The sequence below is a fragment of the Thioalkalivibrio sp. genome (assembly GCF_007692535.1).
Lineage (GTDB): Bacteria > Pseudomonadota > Gammaproteobacteria > Ectothiorhodospirales > Ectothiorhodospiraceae > Thioalkalivibrio.
Window position 1 is genome coordinate 25,466 of the sequence record NZ_REBW01000117.1, and the last position, 10,758, is coordinate 36,223.

Here is a 10,758-nt window from a genome sequence, read left to right on the forward strand (position 1 = left end):
CATTCCATGAACCTGATCTTCTTCGCACTGATCGCTGCCGCCTTCCTCAGCGCCGCCTGGCGGGAACTCACCGAGATCGGCACCGACAGCCAGCCGATGCAGGAGCTCTCCCAGGCCGCGATCAGTTCCGCGGGCAGCGCGGTGGAACTCGCAATCGGGCTGGTCGGGGTCATGGCCCTGTTCCTCGGGCTGATGAAGATCGCCGAGGCCGGCGGGCTGCTGACGGTGCTGGCAAGGCTGCTGCGGCCGATGATGACGCGACTCTTCCCCAGCGTGCCTCCGGAGCATCCGGCAATGGGGGCGATGATCCTGAATTTCTCGGCCAATATCCTGGGGCTGGGCAATGCCGCCACCCCGTTCGGCATCCGGGCGATGCAGGAACTGAACAAGCTGAACCCGCACCCGGGCACGGCGACCAACGCCATGGCGCTGTTTCTCGCGATCAACACCTCCAGCATCACCCTGCTGCCCACGGGCGTAATCGCCCTGCGCGCGAGCCTGGGCGCGGCGGAACCAGCGGCCATCCTGCCGACGACGCTGTTCGCCACCCTGTTCGCGACGATCACGGGGATCACCAGTGCGCTGGTGCTGCAGCGCTTCTTCCCGCCGCCACCGGCCACACCGCGGGACGGTACGGAGGCTCCGGATAGCCCGGATCAGGCCGAGCCGGCCGCCCCCGGCGAAGGGGAAAAAGATGCCGGCGGACCACAGCCGATGAACATCGAGGTTCCGGCCGAAGGCTATCCGGGCTGGGTCAGCGCACTGGTGCTGGCGGGCGTCCTCGCGATCATCCCGCTGACGATCCTGTACGGGCAGGTCATCGCCCCGTGGATCATCCCCGGGCTGATCCTCGGCTTCCTGCTGTTCGGGGTGGCCCGAGGCGTGCGCATCTACGAGGTCTTCGTCGAGGGCGCAAAGGAGGGTTTCCAGGTCGCATTGCGCATCATCCCCTACCTCGTCGCGATCCTGGTCGCCGTCGGCATGCTGCGCGCCAGCGGCGCGCTCGGCGTTTTCGTGGGACTGCTGGCGCCCTGGACCACGCCGCTGGGAATGCCCCCCGAGGCCCTGCCGATGGCCCTGCTGCGGCCCCTGTCGGGATCCGGCGCCTACGGGATCATGGCCGGCATCATGCAGGACCCGGCCACCGGGCCGGACACCTATGTCGGCCTGCTGGTATCCACCCTGCAGGGCTCCACGGAAACGACCTTCTACGTGCTTGCCGTGTACTTCGGGGCGATCCAGGTGCGCCGGGTCCGGCACACGCTGGCCGCGGCGCTGTCGGCCGACGTGGTGGCGGTGATCGCGGCCGTGTTCATCGTAGGCTGGCTTTTCCTGTGAGGCCCAATCTCGCGCTGCTTCCCGAACGCAAGGCCTTCCCGAAAAGGGGGCCACATGCCTTCGCGCTGCAGGTCGATGGCGGGGAATTCATCCCGGCGATGCTCGACGCGATCGCGGGCGCGAAGGATCGAGTCTTCCTCGAGATGTACCTCTTCGTTTCCGGATCCGCCGCCGAGCGTTTCATCGCCGCGCTGACCGGGGCCGCACGCCGCGGTGTCGCGGTATACCTGCTGATCGACGATTTCGGCAGCCGCGGACTGAGTCGCGAAGACCGTGAGCGCCTGGTCGCGGCGGGTGTGCACATGGCGCTGTACAACCCGCTCGGGCTGGGCCGCTGGCGCGTTTCCCTGTTGCGCAATCACCGCAAGCTGCTGGCCGTGGACGGAGCGGTCGCCTTCGTTGGCGGCATGGGCATCACGGACGATTTCGACCCGGAGTCACGGCGGGACGGTCAGCACTGGCATGAGGTGATGCTTCAGTTGCGCGGACCCTGCGTGGCCGACTGGGAGATCCTGTTCGCGCACTGCTGGCGACAGTGGAGCATGCAACCCATCGCCCTGCCCACGCCACCGCCGAAGGTCGTGCCGGGAGCGGCGGACGGGCAGGTCGTGGGCCACATCCGCGCCGGCGGCCGACCGGTGATGCGCTCGGTGCTGACCGCGATTCGCAAGGCCCGGCAGCGGGTCTGGATCGCAACCGCCTACTTCGTGCCCACGGTACGACTGCGCCGCGCGCTGCGCCGCGCCGCGCGCCGTGGAGTCGACGTGCGGCTGCTGCTCGCCGGCCCGCGCAATGATCATCCCTCCGTCTGGCACGCGGGCCGGCGGTTCTACGGCCGCCTGCTCCGCGGCGGGGTCCGGATCTTCGAGTATCAGCCACGCTTCCTGCATGCGAAGGCGGTGCTCTGTGACGACTGGTCCAGCATCGGCTCGAGCAACCTGGATCACTGGACCCTGCGCTGGAATCTGGAGGCGAACCAGACAGTGATCGACCCGGCATTCGCCGGGAAGCTGGCGGAGCTGTTCACCGTGGATTTCGAACACAGTGAGGAATGGACGGACACGGCCTGGCGGAACCGTGGCCTGTGGCTGCGCCTGATGGAACGCGTGGCGGGTGGCCTGGACGATTACCTGGTCCAGTGGAGCTACCGACGCGCCCTCAGGCAACCGCCACCCCAACGCTCCTAATGTCCTGTCACACGTCTAATGGCCTCGGAGCGCGCCACCCCGAATGATAGCGCCTGTGTAGTGCCGCGGCTTGCCGCCGCTGTGTGGACTGGGCCATCCCCGGCGCCGAATAGCGGGAGCAAGCTCCCGCGCTCCATAAGCGGAAGCGCAGGGCGCCAATGAGCGCAAGTGGATTACACCGCCTGGCTCCAAGCCATCATCGGGCGAGGTGCTGCTCAAGGAAATCGTTCAGACCCTGCCGGTACGCCGCCCCGGTGCGCAGGAAGCCGTCGTTGTGGCCACCGCGCATCTCCAGCAGCGAGACCGGCTCGCTAGCCACCGCCTTGAGGTCCCGGGCATGGCGAAAGGGCACGATCTCGTCCTCGCGACTGTGCGCGATAAGGATTGGTGCGTCGATGTCACGCAGCGCGCCGCGCACGTCGTATTCGTAGCGGATCAGCCAGCGCACCGGCAGCCAGGGATAGACGTCGGCAGCGAGATCTGCGGCGCTGGTGAAGGCGGATTCGAGAATCACCGCGCCCGGGCGCTCGCGCGCGGCCAGTTCCGCGCCCACCGCGGCGCCCAGCGAGCGGCCGAACACGACGATCTCCTCGGCCGGGATCCCGCGGTCATCGCGCAAATACCTCCAGGCCGCGGTCGCATCGCGCTGGATCCCGGCCTCGCTCGGGCGACCCTCGCTCCGGCCGTAACCGCGATAGCTCAGGATGAGTACGGACAGGCCGAGGTCGTGGAATATTTGCAGCGAATCGATGCGATAGGAGAGGTTGCCGCCGTTGCCGTGGAAGAACAGCAGTGTGGCGCGCGCATCCGGCGCGGGGACGAACCATGCATGCAGGCGCACATCGTCGTCGGCGACCAGTTCCACGTCCTCGTAATCCAGGCCGTGGTCGTCCGGGGTGGTGACCAGCGTCGAGGTCGGGAAATAGACCATGCGGTCCTGGGTCAGGTAGACGAAGGCAACCAGCAGCGCATAGGCGCCCGCCGCGATCAGGACCAGGTTCAGAAGAGATCGCCACATTAATCAGCCCTCTGCGGAAAATACCCGCCGGCATCGACACCGCAGGCCGCTCCATTCGCGCGCGCGGCGCGCTCCTACACAACCAGTCAGCCCCCTGTAGGAGCGAGCCTGCTTGCGAACGCGCCGCAGGCGCGAACAAACGCCGCCCCTTCGCGCGTGACCGGTGCGTCCGGTCCGCCAGGGCAACCGGGTCCAAGGGCGTCCGCATGGCCCACCATGCTCACTGCCTGCGGTAGGAATTGAAATCGAACCTGCCGGCCGTCATGTCGTCCCAGACGTCGCTCTGCAGCACGGCCAGCAGCTTGAACAGGCGGCGCAGATCCGCATCCTCCATGAAGCGTTGGTCACTGCTCGCCTTCAGTGCTTCGACGAGCATCGCGCACTGATCGCGCGAGATACCTGATACGTCGAGCCCGTCGTCTCCCATCTCCACCTGCATATCAACCTCCACCGTGGGTTCGGACCCCGGCGCCGGAATGCGTCGGGGCAGCCTCCTCCAATCAGGCCGGCTGCGACTTGATCAGTTCCACCCGCGAACGGACATAGAGGTAGTACAGCACCGGGATGATCACCAGGGTAAGCATCGTCGAGATCAGGATACCGAAGATCAGCGAGACCGCCAGGCCGCTGAAGATCGGATCATCGATGATGAACCCGGCGCCGACCATCGCCGCCAGCCCCGTCAGCACGATCGGCTTCGCGCGCACGGCACCGGCATTGACCACCGCCTCGGTGACCTCGACCCCGCGACGGATCTCGAAGTTGATGAAGTCCACCAGCAGGATCGAGTTGCGCACGATGATGCCCGCCAGTGCGATCATGCCTATCATCGAGGTCGCGGTGAATTTCGCGTCCATGAAAAAGGCATCCATCAACGCATGCCCCGGCATCACCCCGATCACCGTCAGGGGTATCGGCGCCATGATGATCAGCGGCACCATGTACGAGCGGAACTGCACCACCACCAGCAGGTAGATCAGCAGCAGGCCGACGGAGTATGCGATCCCCATGTCGCGGAAGGTCTCGTAGGTGACCTGCCATTCGCCGTCCCACTTCAGGCTGAAATTGTACGGATTGTCGGGCTGTTCGATGAACAGCTGGGTCAGCGGCTCGCCGAAGGCCATCGGCTTTTCGCGCAACTGCGCGAACAGGTCGAACATGCCATACAGCGGGCTGTCCACCCCACCCGCCTGATCGCCGACGACGTAGACCACCGGCAGCAGGTTCTTGTGGTGGATGGAATGCTCGCGTGTGGTGTCGACTACATTGACGACCTCTGAGATCGGAACCAGCGCGCCCGTCCGTGCCCGCACGTGCAGGCCCATGATCGCGTCGAGACTGGCGAGGTCGGCCTCCTCGAACTGCAGGCGTACCGGCACCGCGTACTTCACGTTGGTGCCGTAGAGGAAGGTCACGTCCTCGCCGGAAAGCGCCGTCGCCACGGCGCTCACCACCGACTGCTGGGAGACACCGAGGCGCGCCGCGCGCTCGCGATCCACCCGCAGGATGTACTTCGGTCCCGGGTACTCGACGGAATCATCGATGTCCGTGATGTAGCGGGTGTTCTCGAAGACCTCGCGCACCTTCTTCGCGATCTCGATCTGGCCCGCGTAGTCCGGCCCGTAGATCTCGGCGACGATCGGCGACATCACCGGCGGCCCCGGCGGCACCTCGACCACCTTGACGCGGGCACCGTGGCGATCGGCGATGGCGTTGATTTCGGGCCGGGCCGCCAGCGCGATGTCGTGGCTCTTGCGCTTGCGATCGGCCGCGGCGGTCAGGTTCACCTGGATGTCGCCGAGGTTCGAACCCTCGCGCAGATAATACTGCCGCACCAGACCATTGAAGTTGATCGGCGCCGCGGTGCCTGCATAGATCTGCACGTCCACCACCTCGGGGATGCCCTTGATGTAGTCACCCATCTCGCTGAGCACCTGTTTGGTGTGCTCCAGACTGCTCCCCTCGGGCATGTCCAGCACCACCTGGAACTCGCCCTTGTCGTCGAACGGCAGCATCTTGAGCACCACGACCTGGAAGTACACCAGCGACACTGACGCAAGAATCAGCACCAGCGTGCCGGCAAACATCACCAGGCGGGTCATCTTCGCCTTGGCGGTCGTACCCAGGAACGGCCGCAGGATCACGTTGAAGATCTGCATCAGCCGCCTCGATGCGGTCTCGGCGCTGTGCTCCTCGTTCCCGGCCAGGATCGCCTGCTCGTGGCGCTCGGCATGGCGCCGGAGCACCTTGTAGGTCAGCCAGGGCGTGACCACGAAGGCGACCGCCAGCGAGATGATCATCCCCAGGCTGGCGTTGATCGGGATCGGGCTCATGTACGGCCCCATCAGGCCGGTGACAAAGGCCATGGGCAGCAGCGCCGCGATCACGGTGAAGGTGGCCAGGATGGTTGGACCGCCGACCTCGTCGACGGCCTCCGGGATCGCCTCGAGGAACTTCTTCCTGCCCATGCTCATGTGCCGGTGGATGTTCTCCACCACCACGATGGCGTCATCGACCAGGATCCCGATGGAAAAGATCAGGGCGAACAGCGAGACCCGGTTCAGCGTGAAGCCCCAGGCCCAGGAGGCGAACAGCGTGATCGCCAGCGTGATCACCACGGCGGTGCCGACGATGAAGGCCTCGCGCCATCCCAGCGCGATCCAGACCAGAATCACCACCGAACTCGTGGCAAAGATCAGCTTCGTGATCAGCGTCTTGGCCTTGTAATCCGCGGTCGCGCCGTAATTGCGGGTGATGTTGACCTCGACGCCATCGGGAATGTAGGTCCCGCGGAGTTGCTCCAGCCGCTGCTCCAGGGCGTTGGCGATATCCACCGCGTTGGTGCCCGGCTGCTTGGCGATCGCAACGGTGACCGCGGGGTGCATTTCGCCGTAGTGGGCGTCCTCGACGGACGCGGCCCCGTAGCCGAAGCTCACGTGCTGGGTGGCGTATCCCGGACCCTGCACGACCTCGGCGACATCGGAAAGATAGACCGGTCGGCCGTCGTTCATCCCGACCACCAGGGCGGCGAAATCCTGCGGGCGCGTGATGAAGTCACCCGCCTGCACCAGCACCTCGGCGTTGTCCTGGTAAAGGACCCCCGCATCGCGGCTGAAATTGCTCGCCTGCAGCGCATTTCGCAGATCATCGACCGACAGATTGTGACCGACCAGCGCCTCGGGGCGGAAACGCACGTGCACGACGTGATCGGGGCCGCCGACCGTGTAGATGTCGCGGGTTCCCGGGACGCGCTTGAGTTCGGATTCGATCGCGTGGGCCACGGCGGCCAGGTCGTGGCCGCCCCGGGTCTCGTCCTTGGTCCAGAGGGTCACGGCCACGATGGGCACGTCGTCGATGCCCATGGGCTTGATCAGCGGATCGCCCACCCCGAGGTTTTCGGGCAGCCAGTCCTGATTCGAGAAGACCTGCGTGTACAGCCGCACCAGCGCTTCGGTGCGGTCCTCGCCAACCTTGAACTGAACCGTGATCTTGGCCATGTTCGGCTGCGAGGTCGAATAGATGTCGTCGATTCCCTCGATCTCGGAGAGTACCTGCTCGGCAGGCGTCGCCACCAGCTGCGACACCTCCTCGGCGGTCGCGCCGTGGAACGGGATGAAGACATCGGCGATGGTGACATTGATCTGGGGCTCTTCTTCGCGGGGCGTGACCATGATCGCGAACGCGCCCAGCAGCAGGCCCAGCAACGCCAGCAGCGGGGTGATCTGGGTGGTCAGGAATTTCTGCGCGATGCGGCCTGAGATGCCCATCGGCTGATCCGCCTGCGGCTGACCCTCTTGGGACCTTGCCTCCTCGCTCATCGGGACACCTGCTGGCTTTCCTTCAGGAAGATCCCCGCATGCACCGGATCCAGCGCGACCCGCTCACCCTGGCGCAATCCGGCCAATACTTCGAAGCCCTCCGGCAGTTCCCGGCCGACCCGGATCTGGCGAAAGCCGATACGTCCATCGGGATCGATCACGTAGACCGCGACGACCTCGCTGCGGAAGACCACGGCCTCGGACGGCACGACCAGGCGCTGGTCCTCGCCGAGCTTGATCGCCGTCTTCACGAACATGCCAGGAAACAGGCCCGCATCCTCGGCCAGTTCCGGCAGGTTCACGCGTACGCGGAAGGTGTTCGATGCGGGGTCGGCGTAGGGGAAAATCGTCAGGCTCTCTGCGGGGATCCTATCGTCGGTGTCCAGGATCACCTGCGCCTCCCGATGCCTGCGCAGATCCCGGATCAGCTGCTGCGGTACGTTGATCTCGACGCGCAGTTGCTCCAGGCTGATGCCGGTCACCAGGGGCGAACCCGGACTCACCGCCTCACCGACCTCGACGTGACGCTCGATCACGATGCCGGCATAAGGCGCGACGACCGTGGCGTAACCGAGCTGCTCCTCAGCCTCGGCGAGGGCGGCCTGGGCCGACTCCAACCGGGCCTGTGCCGAATCCCTCGCGGCGCGCGCACGGTCGAATTCCGCCTCGGAAACCAGACGCTCCTCGAAAATGCTCTCGATGCGTGCAAACTCGGAACGCGCCTCCGCGGCGCGCGCGCGGGCCTCTCGCAGGCTTCCCTCGGCCGAACGCACTCGGGCCTGCTGCTCGGTGTCGCTCAGGCGCAGCACGACCTCGCCTTGCTCGACGAAGTCGTCGACGTCGTACAAGACCTCCAGCACCCGCCCCGAGGTCTGCGCGGAAATCGTCGACCGCTGCACGGCCTCCACACGGCCGTCCATGATCCGTTCCTGCATCAGCGTCTGCCGCTCGACCGTGGTCGTCAGAAACGGGAAATCCCCCGCCATCCCCACGGGCGCGGCCAGCAGCAACGCCACCGCAGCCGCGGCGCCCTTCATCCATTCAAGCTTCATGATCCCGTCCCCAATGTGCATGTGCGGACCCGCACGGCCCCAGTATATTAGATCCGACTAATATATAGGAATCCGTGTCCACTGCGGGCTTTCCCCTGACCAAATTAGTGTAGTGCAACTTTGTCGCCGGCGGGGCGGTGCTGGCGGGCGGGCCAAGCTGATACCATTGCGAGGCCAGACCATACGGATGGATGTCGGATTATGCCCCTGCTCAGCATCGAGACGAATACCGCCCTGCCCGCGAACAGCGGCCGCCTCACCGCCGAACTGTCCGCGTCCGTCGCACAATGGCTGGGCAAGCCCGAGGCCTACGTGATGGTGCGTCTTCAGCACAACCCGGCCATGCGCTTTGCCGGCACGACCGATCCTCTCGCCTACTGCGAACTGAAGAGCATCGGACTGCCCGAGTCCAGGACCGGCGACCTGTCGCGGGACCTCTGCGCGCAGCTGGAACAGTTGCTGAGCATCCCGCCCGAACGCGTCTACATCGAGTTCAGCGACGCCCCGCGGAAGTTCTGGGGCTGGAACGGCTCCACCTTCTGAAGCGCGGCCCGCCGTGGTGACGGCGGAACGCATCCCAGCGATTCATCCAGGAACGGAACCCATGCGCGTCTCGCAGTATCCCCTGAACACCCTGAAAGAGACCCCGGCCGAAGCCGAGGTCATCAGCCACCAGCTGCTGCTGCGGGCGGGCTACATCCGCCGACTGGCGTCGGGCCTCTACACCTGGCTGCCGCTGGGCCTGCGCGTGCTGCGCCGGGTCGAGAACATCGTGCGCGAGGAGATGGACCGCGCCGGCGCGCTGGAACTGCTGATGCCGGCCATACAGCCGGCGGAACTCTGGCAGGAATCCGGGCGCTGGGAGCAATACGGCGCGGAACTGCTGCGCCTGCAGGACCGCCACCAGCGCGACTTCTGCTATGGCCCCACGCACGAGGAGGTGATCACCGATCTCGTCCGACGGGAGATCCGCAGCTACAAGCAGCTGCCGGTGAACTACTACCAGATCCAGACCAAGTTCCGCGACGAGCGCCGCCCGCGCTTCGGCATCATGCGCGCGCGGGAATTCCTGATGAAGGACGCGTATTCCTTCCATCTGGGTTCCGATAGCCTGCAGGCCACCTACGAGGCCATGCACGCGGCCTATACCCGGATTTTCCATCGCTGCGGCCTGGAGTTTCGGGCGGTGGAGGCGGATACCGGGTCGATCGGCGGCAGCGCCTCGCACGAGTTCCACGTGCTCGCGGACTCGGGCGAGGACAGCATCGCCTTCTCCGCCGGGGGCTACGCGGCGAACGTCGAACTGGCCCCGGCACCGAAGCCCCCCGCGGCACCCGCGCCGGCAGAGGCGATGGCGAAGGTGTCGACGCCCGGCGTCCACAGCATCGAGGAACTCGCGTCCTTCCTCGGCATCCCGGCATCGCGGACCCTGAAGACGCTGGTGCTCGAGGCCAGCGGGGAGATCGATGCGCCGCTGGTCGCCGTACTGCTGCGGGGAGACCACGAGCTGAATGCCGTGAAGGCCGAAAAGCATCCCTGGATCGCCGCGCCGCTGCGCATGGCGGGGGATGCGGAGATCCGCGCGGCGATTGGCGCCGGGACCGGCTCCCTGGGGCCGCTGGACTGTCCGCTGCCGATGGTCGCCGACCAGTCGGTCGCCGAACTGGCCGATTTCGCGGCCGGGGCGAACGAGGACGGCTTCCACCTGACGGGGCTCAACTGGAACCGTGACCTGCCGCTGCCCGAGACCGCGGACCTGCGCAACATCACCGCCGGCGAACAGGCGCCCGATGGCTCCGGCCCGATCGAGATCCGCCGCGGCATCGAGGTGGGCCATATCTTCCAGCTCGGCGAGAAATACAGCCGCGCCCTGAACGCCAACGTGCTGGACGAATCCGGGCGTGAACGGGTTCTGACGATGGGCTGCTACGGCATCGGGGTTTCCCGGGTCGTCGCCGCAGCGATCGAGCAGAACCACGACGACCGCGGGATCTGCTGGCCCGCTGCGCTGGCCCCGTTCGATATCGCGCTATGCCCGATCGGGGCGAAGAAGTCGCAGCGCGTGCGCGAGGCCGTCGCCGAACTGCACGACGAGCTCCAGGCGGCCGGCTTCGCCGTGCTGCTGGACGACCGCGACATCCGGCCCGGCGTGATGTTCGCGGACATGGAACTGATCGGCCTGCCCCACCGGCTGGTGCTCGGTGAACGGGCGCTGGACGAAGGGCTGATCGAATACCAGGGCCGGCGCGACCCGGAGGCCCGGAAGATCGAAAGGGCCGGCCTGGTCGAATTCCTGCGCGAACGCTCCACCGTTAACCTGAAAGTTCCGTAGGTCGGGTTAGCGT

General features: G+C 66.3%; 8 protein-coding genes. 4 read left to right on the forward strand and 4 right to left on the reverse strand.

Annotation, left to right across the window (positions count from 1 at the left end; all coding sequences use genetic code 11):
• Nucleotides 1-6 precede the first annotated feature (6 nt).
• Both EA346_RS05815 and EA346_RS05820 read left to right on the forward strand, forming a co-directional pair.
• Nucleotides 7-1,338 (forward strand): nucleoside recognition domain-containing protein, encoded by a 1,332-nt coding sequence (locus EA346_RS05815; RefSeq protein WP_296756579.1) that lies wholly within the window; start codon nucleotides 7-9, stop codon nucleotides 1,336-1,338.
• The gene (locus EA346_RS05820) at nucleotides 1,335-2,525 is read left to right on the forward strand and encodes a phospholipase D-like domain-containing protein (RefSeq protein ID WP_296756582.1); all 1,191 of its coding nucleotides are present in this window, start codon (nucleotides 1,335-1,337) and stop codon (nucleotides 2,523-2,525) included. Before EA346_RS05815 ends, EA346_RS05820 begins: the two co-directional genes overlap by 4 nt.
• 196 nt (nucleotides 2,526-2,721) lie before the next feature.
• On the opposite strand, the gene EA346_RS05825 is transcribed toward EA346_RS05820, so the two are convergent.
• The 4 genes from EA346_RS05825 to EA346_RS05840 form a co-directional block, all read right to left on the reverse strand.
• A complete protein-coding gene (locus EA346_RS05825; protein WP_296756584.1) occupies nucleotides 2,722-3,543 on the reverse strand; it encodes an alpha/beta hydrolase in 822 nt (273 codons plus the stop codon).
• A 220-nt stretch (nucleotides 3,544-3,763) separates the two neighbouring features.
• A complete protein-coding gene (locus EA346_RS05830; RefSeq protein WP_296756585.1) occupies nucleotides 3,764-3,982 on the reverse strand; it encodes a hypothetical protein in 219 nt (72 codons plus the stop codon).
• 61 nt (nucleotides 3,983-4,043) lie between these two features.
• Nucleotides 4,044-7,361, reverse strand: a complete 3,318-nt coding sequence (locus tag EA346_RS05835; RefSeq protein WP_296756587.1) for an efflux RND transporter permease subunit — start codon at nucleotides 7,359-7,361, stop codon at nucleotides 4,044-4,046.
• Nucleotides 7,358-8,413, reverse strand: a complete 1,056-nt coding sequence (locus EA346_RS05840) for an efflux RND transporter periplasmic adaptor subunit (protein WP_296756588.1) — start codon at nucleotides 8,411-8,413, stop codon at nucleotides 7,358-7,360. The genes EA346_RS05835 and EA346_RS05840 overlap by 4 nt, the downstream gene beginning before the upstream one ends.
• Nucleotides 8,414-8,614: 201 nt before the next feature.
• On the opposite strand from EA346_RS05840, the gene EA346_RS05845 reads away from it, so the two are divergent.
• Entirely contained in the window at nucleotides 8,615-8,956 is a 342-nt protein-coding gene (locus EA346_RS05845) for a phenylpyruvate tautomerase MIF-related protein (RefSeq protein WP_296756589.1), read from the forward strand.
• A 61-nt stretch (nucleotides 8,957-9,017) separates the two neighbouring features.
• Entirely contained in the window at nucleotides 9,018-10,745 is a 1,728-nt protein-coding gene (locus EA346_RS05850; protein ID WP_296756592.1) for a proline--tRNA ligase, read from the forward strand.
• Nucleotides 10,746-10,758: the final 13 nt, after the last annotated feature.